This is a genomic window from Desulfomonile tiedjei DSM 6799, from assembly GCF_000266945.1.
GTDB lineage: Bacteria > Desulfobacterota > Desulfomonilia > Desulfomonilales > Desulfomonilaceae > Desulfomonile > Desulfomonile tiedjei.
The window spans coordinates 5485038-5501911 of sequence record NC_018025.1; the positions used below are offsets into that span (position 1 = coordinate 5485038).

The window sequence follows — 16874 nt, forward strand, 5'->3', positions numbered from 1 at the left end:
GTCACGATCTACCTCCTCCCGGCGACCTTCGACCGAGATGATACGCACCCACAAGTCCCGCCAGCAGCAGTATCGAAGCCAGTTCGACTCCCAGCACGTACGGACCGAACAGAGCTATTCCCACCTGTTTGGGACCCACTTCCTCAACGGCTGAAGGAATTCCTCGATTCTGAAGAAAGACGTATGCCAATTCCAAAAGGAGAATGGTCGCAAGTACGGAAGGCCCGATCCATGTCTTCGGGTTGAACAATTGCTTATAACGATCCTCTTCCTCGGACCCGGGATTCAGCATCATGATCACAAATACGAAAAGCACCATTATCGCCCCGGCATACACGATTATCTCCAGTGCCGCAGCAAACGGTGCTCCAATGGTAAAAAAGACAAGAGCGACAGCGAGGAGTGAAAGAATCAGGTACAGGAGCGAATGTACCGGATTGCGCAACGTGATCACGAGCACGGTGGCCACAATCGCGACAAGTCCCGAAATATAGAACACAATATTCAATGCTATCTCCTCAATCGGAACTAGAGCATCAGATCGTTTACATCAACCGGGGGTTTTTGATTCAGCGATTCTTCATCCTTTTCTTTTTTTCCCACGGCAAGCCCTGAAACTGCATAGAAATTGTAGTCCGGATATTTTCCCGGACCGTCAATGAGCAAGTGTTCTTTCTCATATACGAGATTGTGTCTCTCGTATTCCGACATTTCGAAGTCATTGGTCAGTTGTATCGCATATGTAGGGCACGCCTCCTCGCAAAATCCGCAAAAAATGCATCGCGAGAAGTTGATGCGAAAGAATTCAGGATATCTCCGTCCTTCCGGTGTCTGGGTTGCTTGAAGAGCAATACAATCTACCGGACAGGCTACAGCGCAAAGGTAACAGGCTACACAGCGCTCCTGGCCGTCAGGGTCTCTCGACAGGATGATTCGGCCGCGCCATCGAGGCGGAATATAAGGCTTTTCCTCAGGATAAAGGATAGTCTCACGCTTGCGAAACGAATGCATGAGAATAGTCCACATGCTTTTCAGAAAAGCGAACATCGCGTTACCTCATACCAATGCGCTTTCAAAGCAATAAAATCTTATTCTTTTGATTGCGAGCCGATTTCAAAACCCACCCGCGAGCACAATGCCGCCCAGCACAACGAGGTTGAGCAATGAAATCGGCAGCATTACTTTCCAGCCGAAGGACATCAGTTGATCGTACCTCGGGCGAGGAAACGTAGCCCGGAACAGAATGAACAGTATAATGAACACGAACGTTTTCAGAAAAAACCATATCACCGGCGGAAGAACAGGGCCGTGCCATCCGCCCAAAAAAAGAATCACCGTCAATGCCGAGATGAGGACGATGCCAAGGTACTCGCCCACAAAAAACATGCCGAATTTCATACCGGAATATTCTGTGTGAAAACCCGCAACCAACTCGTTTTCCGCCTCAGGGAGATCGAAAGGGAGACGCCTGGTTTCGGCCAGTCCGGCTATGACAAAAACTATAAATCCTGGAAATTGCGGAATAACGAACCAGAGATTCTGCTGAGCATCCACGATCTCACGCAGATTGAAACTGCCGGCCAGCATCACAACGCCCATGACTGACAGTCCCATGTAGATTTCATAACTCACCATCTGGGCCGCTGCTCTTACCGCTCCTATGAGCGAGTATTTGGCAGCCGACGACCAGCCGCCCAGAGCCACACTGTACACACCGAGGGATGACATGCCCAGTATGAACAGCAGCCCTATGTTTAGATCGGCAATGAAGATTCCCGGAGCAAAAGGCACCACTGCAAAGGAAACCAACACCGTGAACATGATGATTGTGGGTGCGATGACAAAAACCCATTTGTCCGAAAATGGCGGGATCCAGTCTTCCTTGGTGAGGATTTTGACCATGTCCGCCAATACCTGAAGCAAACCGAACGGACCTGCCCGATTGGGGCCGTACCGATCCTGCCATAGCCCGAGGAGGCGACGTTCCACCCAGATCAGGCCTGCTGCTAGAGCCAGGAGAACAACGAGTACTGCCACTATGATCAGAATCGGTTTCAAAACGGCTTCCATATTAGGTTCTATCTCTCTCGACTGCTCTGATACCAATTTGCATTCAAAATCCCCCACATTCCCCCCTTTATTAAAGGGGGGGTAGAGGGGATTTTTCGTCTAACTTTGAAAGCAAATCGGACTGATCTCTCCCCAGGCCGGCAGATCTATTCCTTTCAAGCCGGGAAGTCCCACGGGTAGTCCGGCCACTCCCTGAGCCAGTCCGGGGATGATTCTTAACGGAAGCTCGTACACGCGATCGAGCTTCACCTCCATCAAATCTCCTTCGTCTGATCCAAACAAGGCCGCATCTTCCGGGGACAGCCCTACATAGGGTTTCGGTGATCGTTCCGCGATACCGGGACTGAGCACACTGAGTTCTTCAGATCCAAAAATGTGATACAGCGTCACGAACTGCCAGGCATCGGGTCTGGACTCGAAGGACTGAGGCACATCGTTGAAATAGTCTCGAATCGGCTCAGTCCGAGGTTCGATGAGACGAACTCCCGGGTTTCCTCCCACGAGCGGACCGGCGATTTCACTCTGGAATTTGTTTAGAGACTGTATGGAATTCCAGCCCGGCCACCAGAACCGAGGAATGAGCGGCAAATCCGGTGTGCTTTGCGCCCCTTCCATGGAAAATTCCAAGGGAGAATCCGGATCGATCGGGGGCGGCGGTTCATGCATCGTAACATCTGCTGACATTGCGGTCCGACCGCTGTATCTGTGGGGTTGTCGGGCAATCTTCATCCAGTGTTGCCTATATTCTGCAGGCGGCCCGGTATCTTTTACTCCTGCAAGTGCGGGTAGACTGTCTGTTAGTACATCCAGGACATCGTCAAGGCTGGAAAATCGGGTCGCATCCGATCCGGCCTGAACTGCCATTACGCGTCCAATCCATCTCCAGCTTTCGAGAATTTCGTCCTCAGGAACAAGCACTTGAATGAAACGCTGAGCTCGGCCCTCATTATTTATGAACGTGCCGTCGGATTCCGCAAAAGTCCCTGCAGGAAAAACGAGATGTGCCAGATCGGTTGTTTCTGACGTTATATGGTCCAGCACCACCACATTCCGAGCGGCTTTGAACAGGCGATCCGCCTCATCCCGCGACACTCGTGCAAAAAGGTCGTTTTCCAGTACGACAACCGTGTCAGCCTGTTTCATCTCCACTTGCGCGATAGCTTCATCCAGGCAACGTTCGCTCAACATTGCCATTCCGAGACTGTTTGCTTCCGGAAGCACATAGGAAAGCTCCGCTTTTCGACCTGTGGAATCGAGTGCCCGGACTATATTGCCGGCCGCCTGAATCACAGCTTCAGACCCGCAACCTGTACCTGATATGACGAGAGGGCGTCGAGCTTTTCTGAGAAATTGGGCTATCACCGAGGCTCGGATTTGCACCTCCTCGGGTAAATCGGCAACGGCTGGCGCTTTACCATCGATTTCGTTTGCAACGGCAAATCCCAATCGTGCTATGTCCTGAGGAGCTGCATAGTAAACGCTGGAAGCTATGTCATCCAGTCTGCCCGGACTCGGAGAAGCGATGGATAAGGGACCCAGTTTCTCCTGGATAAGTTGTCGAACAGCCAATTCGTTCCATACAGGGATACCTTGACGGTGACACATTTCCATAGGCTGAACCTTGACTGCCTGCCGCATTGCCAAGGCCATCATGGGAGCCGAATTCGTGAGGTCCTCTCCGAGAATCAACACTGCGTCAGCCTGTTCCATGTCGTGGAGAGAAGGCGATCGTGCGAAACCGTTTGACAGCTCGCTGAGCACGGCACTGAGAAGCCGATTCTGCCTTTTCGACACTCCTGAAAAAAATCGCTCGGGACCGACAAGGGTCCGAAGCATGAAATTGCTTTCAAGGGATGCCCGCGGTGAGCCAATCCCGATTACCCCCGAGCTTTCCGAAAGAATTTGGCGAAATCGGACCAGCGCTTCCTGGGTCGTGAGGAATTGGGGTTGTCCATTCCCGTTGGAACGGACAAAAGGTTTTCTGATACGTCTGTCGCTGTTTACAAATTCATACCCGTACCTGCCCCGGTCGCAGAGAAAATATCCGTTTACCTCGCGATTGTATCGATTTCTGATTCGCCTGAGCGTTTTATACCGCTCGCCGGGAATGGTGTTGCAGCCTACCGAACAATGTACGCACACGGACGGAGCGGTCTGAAGATCCCATTTTCGCGTATAGTGTTTGCGAAGCGTCTTGTCCGTGAAGACCCCTGTCGGGCACACTTCCACAAGATTGCCGCTGAACTCGCTTTCAAGCGGGCCGTCCTTGAATCGTCCAAAATAGATTCGCTGATGGATTCCGAATACGTCGAGATCTCGTCCGCCCGCGTAATTGCGATAAAACCGTACACATCGATAACACTGGATACAGCGGTTCATCTCGTGTTCGAGAAACGGACCGAGGTCCTGGCTGGTATAAGTCCGTTTCTTGAACCGAAATTGTCTTCGCGTATGACCGGTCATGACCGTCATGTCCTGTAAGTGACATTCTCCGCCTTCATCGCAGACCGGACAGTCGTGCGGATGATTCGTCATAAGCCACTGGATAATTCCTGCGCGAAACTGCTTCACTTCAGGATCGTTGATGGAAATGCGCATACCATCCAGAGCATCACTCACGCAGGACATGATTATCTGACCGCGAGTGTCTTTTTCGTCTCGAAACAGTTTTACCGCGCACTGCCTGCAAGCGCCTACGGAATGCATGGCAGGGTGCCAGCAAAAGTACGGAATATCGAAACCCAAGGAAAGGCAGGCGTTCAGAAGATTCTGACCGTCTTCAATCTCATAGGGTTTGTTGTCGATGTAAATGATCGCCATATCATCTCCAGGGACAACGGCGTTCGGAAATGTGTCGTTCGAAATCTTCCCTGAAAAATTTCAGAGCGCTTCCAAGAGGTTCGACGGCTCCGGGCGCAAGTGCACAAAACGTTCGGCCCGGCCCGAGATGTTTTACGTGAAATTCGAGAGTCTCCAAGTCTTCAGGCTGGCCCTTGCCTTCCTCCATGTCCTTGAGAATGGAAGCCACCCAGGGCAGACCCTCGCGACAGGGAGTGCACCAGCCACACGATTCATGAGCAAAGAAATGTTCCAGATTATGAACCATTCCTACCGGGCATGTTTTGTCGTCCAGAACGATCATGGTCCCGGTGCCCATCCTGCTGCCTGCCTTCTGGACGGAATCAAAGTCCATTCTTGTGTCGAGGTGTTCCTCCAGTAGAAAATCCGTGGAAGCTCCTCCGGGCAGAAGACCTTTTAATCTCAGACCTTCCTGCATGCCGCCCGCATGTTCATAAAGAATTTCACGTATGGTAGTGCCCATGGGCAACTCCCAGAATCCGGGCTTCTTCACTTTGCCGCTGACGCCGTAAATCTTGCTGCCGCCATCCCTCGACAGGCTCAGACTCTTGAACCAATCGGCTCCTCTATTGATGATATGCGACACGTTGCACAATGTTTCGACATTGTTCATGAGTGTAGGTCTTCCCCAGAGACCTGACTGAGTCTGGCGGGGCACTTTTGAATGAGGGACAGCGCGACTGCCTTCCAGAGCGCTGGTGAGCGCGGTTCCTTCACCGCACATATATCTGCCTGCGCTCATATGCAGATGCATTTCAAGATTCAATCCGCTGCCGAGAATGTTCTTTCCCAGATATCCCGCTTGCTGAGCCTCAGCCAAAGCCGTCTTGAGTATATCTCGGGCACGAGTGTACTCCCACCTGAGAAAGAGAAAAGCCGACTCGCACTCGTTCATCAGAGATCCGATGATCATGCCTTCGATCAATTGGTGAGGATCGCCTTCCATGAGAATCCGATCCTTGAATGTTCCAGGCTCCATTTCATCGGCATCCGTAACGAAATAGCGAGGTCCGGGGTTATCCTGGAGCGAAGGCATGGATTTCCACTTTGTTCCGGTCGGGAATCCTGCACCTCCTCTCCCTCGTAAACGGGCATCGGAAATCTCGTGGATTACAGCGTCCCTGCCCATTTTCAAGGCTTTGCGCAAAGCCTGGTACCCGCCGGCCTTTTCATACTCCTTCAAGGAAAGCGGTTCACCATGAGGTCTGAAATTGGCGGTGAGGGGCCGTTCCATCAAGCTCTCTCCCGATATTTCTCGAGTATTCTATCGAATGCATTCTCATCCAGATGCGTGTAAAGCTCCTCATCGATCATAAGCGCAGGGGCCTGCTCGCACACACCGAGGCATTGGATCGGAAGAAGGGTGAACATTCCGTCCGCCGTTGTCTGCCCCATTTGTATGCCTAGACGCTGACAAATGTGATCGAGCAGTTTTTCGTATCCCATAATCCAACAAGTCACGCTGGCACATATCATGATTCTGTGCTTACCGACGGGTTTTCGATAGATATGATTGTAGAAGGAAGCAACTCCTTCCAGTTCCGCCGGAGTCATGTCGAGAAATTCTGCTATTTCCACGAGCACTTCGTCAGAAATCCATCCCAGATCCTGCTGCACTATCTGTATGGCCTCTATACAACCGGCTTTTCTCGTGCCGCTTCTCTCGACTTCCTCCTGGATCTGTTTCTTCATTTCATCCGTCAACATACTGACTATCCTCACCGATCCACATCCGACATAACGAAATCGATACTCCCCAGATAAGCGACAAGATCGGAGACCGTCGCTCCTCGTATTACATCGGGTATCATCTGCAAGTGCAGAAACGAAGGAGTGCGTATACGGGTCCGGTACGACATGGTGTTTCCGTCACTGACAAGGTAATAGCCGTTTGCCCCTTTCGTCGCCTCGATGTTTACGAAAGATTCGCCCGGCGGAATGACCGGCCCCCAGCTCACGTGCAGAAAATGAGCGATCAATGTCTCTATATCGAGCAAGGTTCGATCTTTCGGAGGAGGCGTTGTCAAAGGATGGTCCGACTTATAAGGACCATCGGGCATGTTTCTGAGACATTGATCGATGATACGTAAGCTTTGACGCATTTCTTCCACGCGAACGAGACCTCTGTCGTAGCAATCACCGTTGTGGCCGATGGGGATTTCAAAATCCAGGTGCTCGTACCCTGAATATGGTTGCGCCTTCCGAAAATCCCAGGGCAGACCGCAAGCTCTCAAACCGGGGCCTGTTACGCCCCATTCTATGGCTTCATCCAGGGTATATGAGGCGATACCTTTTGTCCGGCCCTTGAATATTGGGTTATCGAGCACCAGAAGCTGGTACTCGTCGAGCCTTGCGGGAAAATAATCGATGAAATCTTTTACCGGTTTTTCCCAACCGTGTGGCAGATCTTGAGCAACTCCTCCGATTCTGAACCAACTCGGGTGCATTCTGCCCCCGCAAATTGCCTCAACAATCTCAAATACCCGTTCCCGGTCGTTAAACATGTAAAACACCGGGGACATCATGCCCAGATCCTGGGCGAACGTGCCGTAGAAAACCAGGTGATTGGAGATCCGGAAAAACTCCGACATCATAATGCGTATCATCTTGGCCTTATCCGGGACGTTAATCCCTGCGAGTTGCTCCACAGCCAAAACGTACGGAAGATTGTTCATGACTCCGCCCAGGTAATCCACTCGGTCGGTATAAGGTATGAATGTATGCCATGACTGTCGTTCGGCCATTTTTTCGGCGGCTCGATGGTGATATCCGATGTCCAGCACGGTATCCACAATCTGTTCGCCATCCAAAGCCAGGATAAGCCTGAAAACTCCATGCACGCTCGGATGTTGCGGTCCCATGTTCAAAAACATCAGATCCGAGTCGCCTCTCTGCCTGGGAATTCCCCAGTCATCCGGGTTGAATTGAAGAGCCCTTTCTTCCTCAACTGCTTTGGATTCCGGAAGCTGAAACACCCCTGCTTCCGTTGCGCGAGCGGGAAATTCCTTGCGAAGAGGATGCCCTATCCAGGTGGGGGGCAGGAGAATACGCCGGAGGTTGGGATGATCGTCAAATACGATGCCGAAAAGGTCCCACACCTCCCGTTCGTGCCAATTAGCGTTCCTCCATAATTTCGTAACAGTCGGGATGGAAGGTTGATCGCCTTTGAGCGGCACTTTGATGCGTATAAATGCATTTCGGTCAAAGGAAAGTAACGAGTAGAAAACCGTGAAATCCGCGTCGGGCTGACCGTCACGGTGTGAACGAACTCGTTCGTCAATTGCCGAGATGTCGTAAAGCATGCGGTAAGGTCGTTCTATATCGGTTTTCAAATAGCGGAGAACGTCGAGAAAGCCGTCTTTCTTCAACCATATGGTTGGAATCAAGTCCAGAGTGGATTGAAGACCCAAGACCGTGTCGGGAAACTTATCCTGGAGGTTCTGAAGAATGGCTGAATTATCACTCATGAAAAGGGACGCCCTTATATTTCAATGCACATTGCAAAAGACAACCGTTTCACAGGTCATTCCAGGCTCAAACCTCGTCCGGAGACCGCAATCTACCCATCCGCATTCTTGACTCCTGTTTAGCATCCCGCATGGAGGGATGTACCGGCTTTATTACTCCTTGCGGTCCCACAACCCAACTGAGGGGCCTTCGTTCGGAGCCTACGAGCCCCTGCAAAAGTAACAGCCCTTCAAGCAGCGCCTCGGGCCGGGGGGGACATCCCGGCACGTACACGTCCACGGGAAGGAACGTGTCCACCCCCTGCACCACGCTGTAGATGTCGTACATTCCGCCGGAATTGGCGCAGGATCCCATTGAAATAACCCATCTGGGCTCCATCATTTGTTGGTACAATCGCCTGATTACCGGAGCCATCTTCATGAAGACCGTTCCGGCAATCACGATGAGATCGGATTCTCGAGGCGATCCCCTGAGCACTTCGGCGCCGAATCGCGCAATATCGTACCTGCTCGTGAATGCTGCCGCCATTTCGACGTAACAACATGAGAGACCGAAGTTGAACGGCCACATGGAATACTTACGACCCCAGGAAAGGAGATCCTGCAGCCGGGTGACGAGGACGTTTTGCCTCACCAACGTTTCTTCATGGGCCGCTCCGGAAGCTGACTCGATCGTATAGGCGGATTGTTCACGCGAACCGAACATCATTGTACCTTTCTATGACCATAGCTCGTTTTATCCACCAGTTCCAGTGCCCCGATCCTCCACAGATAAACCAGCCCGGCCAAGAGCACTCCTATGAACACGAGTATTTCAATGTACCCCGGCCACCCTAATTCTCTCACTGCTACTGCCCATGAAAAGATGAATACCGCCTCCAGATCGAAGATAACGAAGAACACTGCTATGAGATAGAATCGAACGTCAAAGAGGGTTCTCGCCGATCCTGTGATAACCATCCCGGATTCGTACGGCTGGTCCGTTGCTCGTTCCCGGTGCCGTTGTCCCAAAAGAAACGATATCCCGATGATCAGCCCGATAAGACCGATTATCGCAAAAGTGTAGACAATGAAAGGCCACAATGGTGATTCGGGTGTTACACTATTCACGAAGCAATTCCTCCCGAGGTACTCTTCAAATAATGCCAAATCGAATCAAAATATGCATGTATAAACCAACGTCACAGTTCAGAACTCTTTAGAGAATTGTTTGTATCCAGCCAGAACTTTTAAACAACCGCATTAACGAATTCAATGCCTTTGCCGAAGGACCGGCTCCAATTACCTATTAACTTGGGTTAGACAATCGTCTCCTTAGTTTCTCTCCGGAAAACTTGTTTACTATAATACATTCTTCCTGATTGATCTCTTCATGGTGGATTGAGGAGGGAGTTTGCCGAATTCGATGTTGCCTCGCAAATGAAATGGTTCCGCATGCTTTCGTTTCTTTTACGTGAAATTGAAGGTATCATGTGCCCGTTCGTCCTCACGGAAGATTCGCGATCAGAATCCAAGGGAAACGCTTGGTACGCGTTGGAGTCGAAAAGACAGTGCATACGATGGAACACGAGATCACTTTAATCATATGCTCGGAAAACCCGGACGCGGTGATGGACAGTATCGAGTTTATGGGAAGTTTTGGGGAGTATCGCCTTGTCCCCTCCAGCGCCAGTCTCATTGAAGATCGCTATTTCGATACGCGAGCCCGCGTTCTGAGATCCGCTCATTGGGCTCTTCGACTGCGAAAGACTCAGGGCAACCATCTCTTGACACTGAAAGGGCCTTCCAGAACTATCGGAAATGGCATCCATGAGCGATTCGAGCTTGAATTGAGCTGGTCTCGCAAAGCCCTTGAAAAGGTTCTCACGGAAATAGTGAGGAATGGACTGGCTTCACCGGATTTGTCACGAATAACGTCGGATCCGGTTCAGGCTATGGAGGCGGCCGGGTTCGAAATAGTGCAGACTCGTGAGACTTCGCGACGCATCCTTAATGTGCGGAAAAGCGCAGATTCCGAAGTGCTGGCGGAGTTGGTGCTGGACAAAGTCCTGTACCAGTTTGAAATAGGAACTATCCTGCACCATGAGATGGAATTAGAATCCAAATCCGAATCGGGTATCCTCGTGATAGGCACCATCATGACCCATCTGACAAAAATCTTTCGCAGAGAAATACGCGAGTGGCCCCACAGCAAACTGGCCACAGGATGGGCCTATGAGAAGCTTCTGAAACAGGAACCGTTTGCTCCTGCACGTCTTAGCCCCGCCGAACGATGTGACAAATTAGATGCTACGCTCCGGTTGAATACGTAATCTCCTTGTTCAGGAGCGGCATTCTCATAGAATCGATTTTTAAAATGCTGCATCTTCATATTTAAGTATGACGGATACGTCTGGAGAAAGGTCAAAACAATGCTAGGTTTAGCTGTGACATTATTGATAATAGCTTTGATTGCCGGACTGCTCGGTTTTACCGGAATTGCCGGTGCCGCCGCCGGTATTGCGAAACTCTTATTTCTGATTTTTCTGGTACTGTTCGTTGTCTCACTTATTTTCGGACGACGCACTGTTCTCTAGCTCTCTTTCCAAGCCTTGGAACTCCGAGGCTTGGATCGAGGCTCTATGCTCAGGGCTTCACTGCTACGTCTCCCAGCGAGCTCACAGCATGCCGAAATAGGCCATTATATCTTCTTGGGCTTCGAGGTGCTCCGGATTATTTGAATCAAGAGGTCCTGGAAACAATTCGATAAGGACCCCTTCACAGAATCTTACAACGCGCCAAGCCGGAGCTTGCAAGCAGTATTCAATTCCTCCAATGGATTCAGCCATTTCCTCGTCAAGATAGTGGAACCCTCTTATGATGGCAGGTTTGGAGAATCCTGGAAGAGCCTGTTGGCGATTGAATGCATCAAGTCTAGATTCGTTTTCAGTTTCAGCAAGAAATGCTTCGAATGGTCGAAATATTTCGATGGATTTTTCAAAATAATCGAAATCCGGAAGCTTTTTCTTGTCGTCCATTGAAATATTGTAAGTGTCAATGAAGGGCTCGCCGGGATGAGTCCCGGTGTGAATCTCAGCAGCAACTGTGTTATCGTCCCGCTTTCGCGGCGGAATCGTATAGAAATACTTTGTCGCTCCTGTGCGCGGGAACAGTTTATCAACTCTCTTCTGAAAAGTTCTCCGAAGTCCTTCTTCGGTCAAATCCATGGGTCGGTTATGGGAGTCGTACAGAGTAGAGCATCGAAACGCTACCTGCACTAGATCGAGAAATTCCACGATTTGCTGAATTCTGAAATCGCCTCGGGCTCGACAACGTTGTCGGAAGATGTAACCGCTCATTCAAAAATCTCCCTTCACGGAATAATGATTAATCCCTTGATATCACCTACAGCTTTCTCGAAAGCCTTTACTTGGTCTGCTCCCACCTTCCAGACCACAGGAATCCAAGGTCGTTGCGAAGAGGCTAACAACGTGGCAATCTCTAATTGAAATTGTACAGTAACCAATGTGCAGTAACCAAGAATGAGGTCCTCTCGAATGCGTAGTATAGCGATAATGCTCTTTCTCGCCACCTTCGCTATGATGATGAACTCGGAGATTCGGGCTCAAGCACTGGATCAAGAGCTGCTGGAAGCTGCTGAGAAAGGTAATCTGAAGACTGTCACGGATCTTCTCCAATCCGGTGCTTCTCCGAATGCCAAACGGCAAAATGAGGGTTCGTCCGCGTTGATTTTGGCCTGCGGCAAAGGCCACAAGGAAGTAGCAAAGGCGCTCATCGAAAAAGGCGCGGACGTGAATGCAGCAAGCCAGAACGGTTGGACAGCACTCATGGGAGCTGCGTCATCCGGTCATCTGGATATCGTCAAACTTCTTGTGGAGCGAGGAGCCGATGTGAACGCGAAGCATGCATACGGACATACAGCGCTCAAATTGGCAAAAGGCAAGAACCATAAACAGATTGCGGAATTTCTCGTGAAAAGCGGTGCAGTGCGTTAGTCACCAAGTGCTTTCACAATTAATAATCACAGCATGTTGTTACTATTTCTTGCGCAATTCACGAATTGAGAATATAATTCCCTTATGAGCCTAAAAGAACTTGATATTGTAGTCATTCTAAAACTTGTCGCCATTGGTGAGCGTAGATGGTCTTATCCGGTTCTCGCCGAAGAACTCTTTCTGAGTCCGTCGGGTGTACACGGTAGCGTAAAAAGAGCTGTCGAATGCAAACTTCTTGATCGTGAGAAGAAAAAGCCCCGACGAACTGCATTGGAAGAGTTTCTTATCCACGGAATTAAATATGTCTTTCCTCCGAAACGCGGCAGTCTAACTCGTGGAATGCCCACCGGTTACGCTACTCCTCCCTTGAACACCCTCATTGTCCAGTCGACCGAGCATCCTCCTGTGTGGCCTTACGCCAAAGGCACCATCCGGGGGTATGCCTTCTCACCATTACACGAATCAGTTCCCCTATCTGCCCAAAGAGATGCATTCCTGTACGAACTATTGGCTCTTGTGGATGCTATCCGAGGAGGACGGGCCCGAGAAGTCTCTATTGCTGTCCAAGAGATCAGGACTCGGTTGGGGCCACGCAAGAAGCCGGGGAGTTTCGCTGAAATGGCTCGGCAGATTCTGAAAGGCCATGAGAACTCCTAACTCAGTTAATCTCGGAATGCTGATACACGTAGCGAAGCGACTGGACCAACTGCATGATGCTTCTTAAGCGGGTTCGTGCTATCGCTTCAATAGAGATCGAAAATCTGTAATTTCAGTAGGACACCTTCAGCTTAACGAAAAATGCTGACCCACAGTTGCAGGTCAGCATTGCGAAATCAGAAGAGCTCTATTAATTCCTTTGCCTTCCTGCGAGGGGGCCGCCCCCGCCTCTGGGAGCGCCTCCTCCCACGCGTGGACTGGAAGGCATTCGTGGTGCAGACATCCGGGGGCTAGACTGCATCCGCGGCGCGGACATCCTCGGTGCTGATTGCATTCGAGGCGCAGACATCCTCGGTACACTCTGTCTTTGAGAAAAGCTGGGTGTACTCGGACGAGAAAAACTCCGTGTTTGTGGCTGAGATCGTTGAAACGATGGCTGCTGAAAAGACCGTTGTCTGAATTGCTGTTGTGACCTCTGTTGCGGCTGTATCCGCGGGGTCTGAGGTCTGGCAGACTCAAACTGTCTTCTCATACGTTCAGAGCTTGCACGGTTCTCTCTTTGACTTCTGAGCTCTCTCTGCTGTTGCTGCGATTCTCTCTGCCTCGCTGCTTCCTGCGATTGACGCCTTAGTTGCTGCTCCATCCGGGCTTCAGGTCTCTGTTGCTCTCTCAGAGCGCGGGGGGCTCGGGTATCGCTGCTCGGTCTTTGGATCTGGGGCTCGGTCCTCCGTTCGAGTTGTCTACCCGGTTCCTGTGCCCTTCTTCTCAATTCCTGTCCCGGACGCGGTTGAATTCGCTGCTCCTGAACTGCAGGCGGTCTTTCTGCGGACCGTCTTTCAGTGGGAGTTTGAACTCCTGGAGCCGCTCTCCTGTCAAGGGGCGTGAGAGGAGTTCCCGGTCTGCCTATATCTGCAGAGCGGGTGCGTTCCAGAAGGTTGGATTCGCGCTGCTGTGGAGATCTGATCTGTCGCTGAAGCTGAGAAATCTCGTTGGAAAGATCACGTCTTAACGACGGATTGTTCAGCCTGCCTATTTCGGAGCGAAGTGAACTCAGTTCTTGCCGCTCGGAAGGTCTCGCATCTCTTGCATCCGCGGTAGCCCTGTCCAGTCTATTCATCAACTGGGACTGGATTTCCCTTCGCTGCGAAACATCCTCAGTCTGAGACATGCGTTGAGCAAGTTGAGAAATCTGTCCCTGTTGTGGACCGACCGGGATTCTTCCCTGCATGAGATTCTGCCTGAGAATAGCAGCTTCATTCCTCAGTGCCAGTCGCTGAGAAGGGTCTCTCACACTGCTCAATCTTTCAGTGAATTGATTGACCTGATTTTGTCCGAGGTTGGAAAGCCGATTCTCCATGCGCGATTGATTTAACAGTTGATTTTCAAAGTTTCGAGCCACCTCGGTATTGCGGTTCGATCTGAACGATGCGTCGAGAGTCCTGCCAAGATCGGACCCTCGCGGCAATTGCCGGTTGAATCTTTCGGCAGCGGACTGCACATTGCCCAATCTGTCCTGCATGCGGCCCAATGTCCGGTTTGCAAGTCTTTCCTGTACCCGAAGCGCATCCAGTTGATTCTGTGTCCGTGCGAGAGTCCTCAAATCTCCCGCCCTGCCGCTCACGTCCATCAGACGTCTCAAATGGTGGCGGCGATCCCGTAGGTCGGCCAAGTGATGTTCGTGAAATCGAATTCCTTTTCTGTAGAGATAATTACCGATGTAAATCTTCAATATGGCCGGACTGATAGGATAGTAGTACGGAATGAACCACGATCCTATGCCCGGAAAGAGGGCCACGTATCCGCCGGATTCATAAGGAAGCACGCTGAAATCATCATACGGAAACCAATCGTAGTAGATATTCTCGATATATTGAGGAGCATAGCTCCGCAATTCGGTTATCACCGATTCTCTCGGTTGTGTTTCCTGAGCTACTGCAACGGGACACGTGCCTGTGAACGGCAAGGTTCCCGCTATGGTGGTCATTGCTACAAGATTCTCTGCGTCTCCTGCATAGATGCTTGATGTGTCGGTTTTCTTGTCTTTGGTCAGGTAAACAGTCCTGCAGGAATCGTACGTTGCTGTTGTTGCTGAATCTCCCGTTCGAGACTCTATTTCGACCCGGCCGGACAAGATAGATACGATCGTTGTCGTCGGACTGTATATTTCCACAATGTAATCAATAGGCTGATTGGGATCGACGGGCCGTACTGTAGCCAGGGGAGTACTCAACACGTGGTCTGATTCGCTGTTCGAATGGAGTCCCGAGTTCGTGATTCTCGCTAATCCTTCGATCAGTTGTACATGAGGAACAGCTTTTCGATCCTGGAAATCGAATGATAGGGAAGAGTATTCAGCCAACGAGGCGTACAATCGGTCGGTCCACAACAGGAGCACTTTGCTGTCTTTGTTCGTGCTTATGATATCTGAAGGTTTAACCCGAGCGCCTTGCTCCAGTTTTGCGCTCTCCTGAAAATCCGCCGGAAGCGCTTCAGCCTGTCCTTGAACAGCCTGCACCACGGCTGGTGCTTCCTGGCCGAAACTTAAACCGGGAAGAAAGATCACGGAGCACAAGATTGCAAGTCTCCCAAGGAACCTTATTCCTGAAAAGATTCGTTCTCTCATCGTATATCCTGTTTTCCACACAAGGTGCGTTTGATGAGCGCCTTTCACTGAGAATTACATGTTGCACAGATGACCGTTAAGTATAGCTACTAAAGAAATTAGACTGAATCGACCTGTAACAGTTCCATTTTTTGCGCTTGTAAAGCAGGAACACAGCGTGATCGTTTCTGTATTGTACTTCGTGGTGCCGATTTCGTTCTGACATGCTTCACTCAAAATTAATACTTTTCCCGAATTCCAGGATTTGGATGAGGCAAGAAAAATGGAAGAACGTTCAAAAAATGTTTTGACACATCTAGAGGACTATGACACTATAAGACTACATCACTTGAAGGCGGCGGCAACTCACCCGGGGAGGCTAAAACCAATGATCGTTATTGGAGAAAAAATAAACGGAACGCGAAAACAAGTCGCGCTGGCAATCCAGGAAAGGAACAGCGCTTTCATAGCAGATCTGGCTCGAAGACAGTTTGAAGAAGGGGCGAAATATCTTGATGTAAACGCCGGAACCCTGCCTTCAAGGGAGCCCGAAGACATGGCATGGCTGGTGGGTGTCGTTCAGGATGCCGTGCCGGAGGCTGTTGTGTGCCTTGATAGCGCTAACCATCGCGCTCTACGCGCAGGCATAGAGAAAGCCGTGAGAGTCCCCATGCTCAATTCTTTGAGCGGGGAAAAATTTCGAATCGACGGCGTGTTGCCTCTGGCATGTGAGTTTCAAACAGAGCTCATCGTCCTTGCCCTGGATGACAAAGGAATTCCGAAAACCAGTGAAGGGAGGCTCGATATCGTGCGTCGCCTCCTGGAGATGACCCGCAGTGGAGGCTTGCCGGACGAAAAACTCTACATCGATCCTCTGGTGATGGCTATTTCAACGGGAACGGAGAACGGGAACGTTACATTGGAGACGTGCCGCAAGATTTTGGAAGAGTTCCCCAAGGTCCATCTCACCTGCGGCTTGTCGAATATTTCTTTCGGGATGCCGCTGCGTTCTATTCTTAACCAGGCTTTTACGGTCTTGCTCGTACAAGCAGGAATGGACAGTGCAATTATCAACCCCGAAGAAAGAGAACTTCGAGGGGTCATGCTGGCTGCGGAAACACTTCTGGGTAAAGACCGTCACTGTCTCAATTTCAACCGAGCCTTTCGGGCCGGGAAAATAGGGCCGAAAACGGCTTTCTGATGGAACTTCGCAGAAACTAGGAT

16 protein-coding genes are annotated in these 16874 nt (G+C 50.7%); 5 read left to right on the forward strand and 11 right to left on the reverse strand.

Annotated features, from left to right (window positions below; all coding sequences use genetic code 11):
- Position 1: 1 nt before the first annotated feature.
- The 9 genes from nuoJ to ndhC all read right to left on the reverse strand — a co-directional run bounded on the left by nuoJ (position 2) and on the right by ndhC (position 9446).
- Complete coding sequence (gene nuoJ / locus DESTI_RS23560) at positions 2 to 508, reverse strand: NADH-quinone oxidoreductase subunit J (RefSeq protein WP_014812481.1); 507 nt, start codon at positions 506 to 508, stop codon at positions 2 to 4.
- A 20-nt stretch (positions 509 to 528) separates the two neighbouring features.
- A complete protein-coding gene (gene nuoI, locus DESTI_RS23565) occupies positions 529 to 1047 on the reverse strand; it encodes an NADH-quinone oxidoreductase subunit NuoI (RefSeq protein WP_014812482.1) in 519 nt (172 codons plus the stop codon).
- A 66-nt stretch (positions 1048 to 1113) separates the two neighbouring features.
- Complete coding sequence (gene nuoH, locus DESTI_RS23570; protein ID WP_041287543.1) at positions 1114 to 2070, reverse strand: NADH-quinone oxidoreductase subunit NuoH; 957 nt, start codon at positions 2068 to 2070, stop codon at positions 1114 to 1116.
- A 99-nt stretch (positions 2071 to 2169) separates the two neighbouring features.
- Positions 2170 to 4890: an NADH-quinone oxidoreductase subunit NuoG gene (nuoG, locus tag DESTI_RS23575; protein WP_014812484.1), complete on the reverse strand. Its 2721-nt coding sequence runs from the start codon at positions 4888 to 4890 to the stop codon at positions 2170 to 2172.
- 1 nt (position 4891) lies between these two features.
- A complete protein-coding gene (locus DESTI_RS23580) occupies positions 4892 to 6163 on the reverse strand; it encodes a complex I 51 kDa subunit family protein (protein WP_014812485.1) in 1272 nt (423 codons plus the stop codon).
- Positions 6163 to 6636 carry an NADH-quinone oxidoreductase subunit NuoE gene (nuoE, locus tag DESTI_RS23585; protein ID WP_014812486.1) on the reverse strand — a complete coding sequence of 158 codons (474 nt, stop codon included), beginning with the start codon at positions 6634 to 6636 and terminating at the stop codon, positions 6163 to 6165. Before nuoE ends, DESTI_RS23580 begins: the two co-directional genes overlap by 1 nt.
- Before the next feature lie 11 nt (positions 6637 to 6647).
- A complete protein-coding gene (gene nuoC / locus DESTI_RS23590) occupies positions 6648 to 8396 on the reverse strand; it encodes an NADH-quinone oxidoreductase subunit C/D (protein ID WP_014812487.1) in 1749 nt (582 codons plus the stop codon).
- 67 nt (positions 8397 to 8463) lie between these two features.
- Positions 8464 to 9105, reverse strand: a complete 642-nt coding sequence (locus tag DESTI_RS23595) for an NADH-quinone oxidoreductase subunit B (protein WP_014812488.1) — start codon at positions 9103 to 9105, stop codon at positions 8464 to 8466.
- Positions 9102 to 9446, reverse strand: coding sequence for an NADH-quinone oxidoreductase subunit A (gene ndhC, locus DESTI_RS23600; protein ID WP_435051220.1), 345 nt, complete (start codon positions 9444 to 9446; stop codon positions 9102 to 9104). The genes DESTI_RS23595 and ndhC overlap by 4 nt, the downstream gene beginning before the upstream one ends.
- Positions 9447 to 9955: 509 nt before the next feature.
- Between ndhC and DESTI_RS23605 the strand changes: the two genes are divergently transcribed.
- Together DESTI_RS23605 and DESTI_RS30275 are read left to right on the forward strand one after the other, a co-directional pair.
- On the forward strand, positions 9956 to 10708 hold the full coding sequence (locus DESTI_RS23605) for a CYTH domain-containing protein (protein WP_237671507.1): 753 nt from the start codon (positions 9956 to 9958) through the stop codon (positions 10706 to 10708).
- A gap of 99 nt (positions 10709 to 10807) precedes the next feature.
- Positions 10808 to 10972, forward strand: a complete 165-nt coding sequence (locus DESTI_RS30275; protein ID WP_014812491.1) for a DUF1328 family protein — start codon at positions 10808 to 10810, stop codon at positions 10970 to 10972.
- Positions 10973 to 11053: 81 nt separating this feature from the next.
- Here the strand turns inward: DESTI_RS30275 and DESTI_RS23615 are convergent, their stop codons facing one another.
- Positions 11054 to 11734, reverse strand: coding sequence for a hypothetical protein (locus DESTI_RS23615; RefSeq protein ID WP_014812492.1), 681 nt, complete (start codon positions 11732 to 11734; stop codon positions 11054 to 11056).
- Between the two features lie 198 nt (positions 11735 to 11932).
- Here DESTI_RS23615 and DESTI_RS23620 point away from each other — a divergent pair, with 198 nt between their 5' ends.
- Positions 11933 to 12391, forward strand: coding sequence for an ankyrin repeat domain-containing protein (locus DESTI_RS23620; protein ID WP_014812493.1), 459 nt, complete (start codon positions 11933 to 11935; stop codon positions 12389 to 12391).
- Between the two features lie 84 nt (positions 12392 to 12475).
- Complete coding sequence (locus DESTI_RS23625) at positions 12476 to 13048, forward strand: hypothetical protein (protein WP_014812494.1); 573 nt, start codon at positions 12476 to 12478, stop codon at positions 13046 to 13048.
- Positions 13049 to 13238: 190 nt separating this feature from the next.
- On the opposite strand, the gene DESTI_RS23630 is transcribed toward DESTI_RS23625, so the two are convergent.
- Complete coding sequence (locus tag DESTI_RS23630; RefSeq protein ID WP_014812495.1) at positions 13239 to 15671, reverse strand: FecR family protein; 2433 nt, start codon at positions 15669 to 15671, stop codon at positions 13239 to 13241.
- Positions 15672 to 16038: 367 nt separating this feature from the next.
- Between DESTI_RS23630 and DESTI_RS23635 the strand changes: the two genes are divergently transcribed.
- Positions 16039 to 16851 carry a dihydropteroate synthase gene (locus DESTI_RS23635; protein WP_041286440.1) on the forward strand — a complete coding sequence of 271 codons (813 nt, stop codon included), beginning with the start codon at positions 16039 to 16041 and terminating at the stop codon, positions 16849 to 16851.
- Positions 16852 to 16874 lie beyond the last annotated feature (23 nt).

Excerpts from the sequence above, each read along its gene's own strand:
- DESTI_RS23625 (WP_014812494.1), top strand. The coding sequence starts at position 12,476 with ATGAGCCTAAAAGAACTTGATATTGTAGTCATTCTAAAACTTGTCGCC.
- DESTI_RS23620 (WP_014812493.1), top strand. The coding sequence starts at position 11,933 with ATGCGTAGTATAGCGATAATGCTCTTTCTCGCCACCTTCGCTATGATG.
- nuoE (WP_014812486.1), bottom strand. The coding sequence starts at position 6,636 with ATGTTGACGGATGAAATGAAGAAACAGATCCAGGAGGAAGTCGAGAGA.
- DESTI_RS23595 (WP_014812488.1), bottom strand. The coding sequence starts at position 9,105 with ATGATGTTCGGTTCGCGTGAACAATCCGCCTATACGATCGAGTCAGCT.
- DESTI_RS23615 (WP_014812492.1), bottom strand. The coding sequence starts at position 11,734 with ATGAGCGGTTACATCTTCCGACAACGTTGTCGAGCCCGAGGCGATTTC.
- nuoH (WP_041287543.1), bottom strand. The coding sequence starts at position 2,070 with ATGGAAGCCGTTTTGAAACCGATTCTGATCATAGTGGCAGTACTCGTT.
- nuoC (WP_014812487.1), bottom strand. The coding sequence starts at position 8,396 with ATGAGTGATAATTCAGCCATTCTTCAGAACCTCCAGGATAAGTTTCCC.
- DESTI_RS23580 (WP_014812485.1), bottom strand. The coding sequence starts at position 6,163 with ATGGAACGGCCCCTCACCGCCAATTTCAGACCTCATGGTGAACCGCTT.
- DESTI_RS23605 (WP_237671507.1), top strand. The coding sequence starts at position 9,956 with ATGGAACACGAGATCACTTTAATCATATGCTCGGAAAACCCGGACGCG.
- DESTI_RS23635 (WP_041286440.1), top strand. The coding sequence starts at position 16,039 with ATGATCGTTATTGGAGAAAAAATAAACGGAACGCGAAAACAAGTCGCG.
- DESTI_RS23630 (WP_014812495.1), bottom strand. The coding sequence starts at position 15,671 with ATGAGAGAACGAATCTTTTCAGGAATAAGGTTCCTTGGGAGACTTGCA.
- nuoG (WP_014812484.1), bottom strand. The coding sequence starts at position 4,890 with ATGGCGATCATTTACATCGACAACAAACCCTATGAGATTGAAGACGGT.
- DESTI_RS30275 (WP_014812491.1), top strand. The coding sequence starts at position 10,808 with ATGCTAGGTTTAGCTGTGACATTATTGATAATAGCTTTGATTGCCGGA.
- nuoI (WP_014812482.1), bottom strand. The coding sequence starts at position 1,047 with ATGTTCGCTTTTCTGAAAAGCATGTGGACTATTCTCATGCATTCGTTT.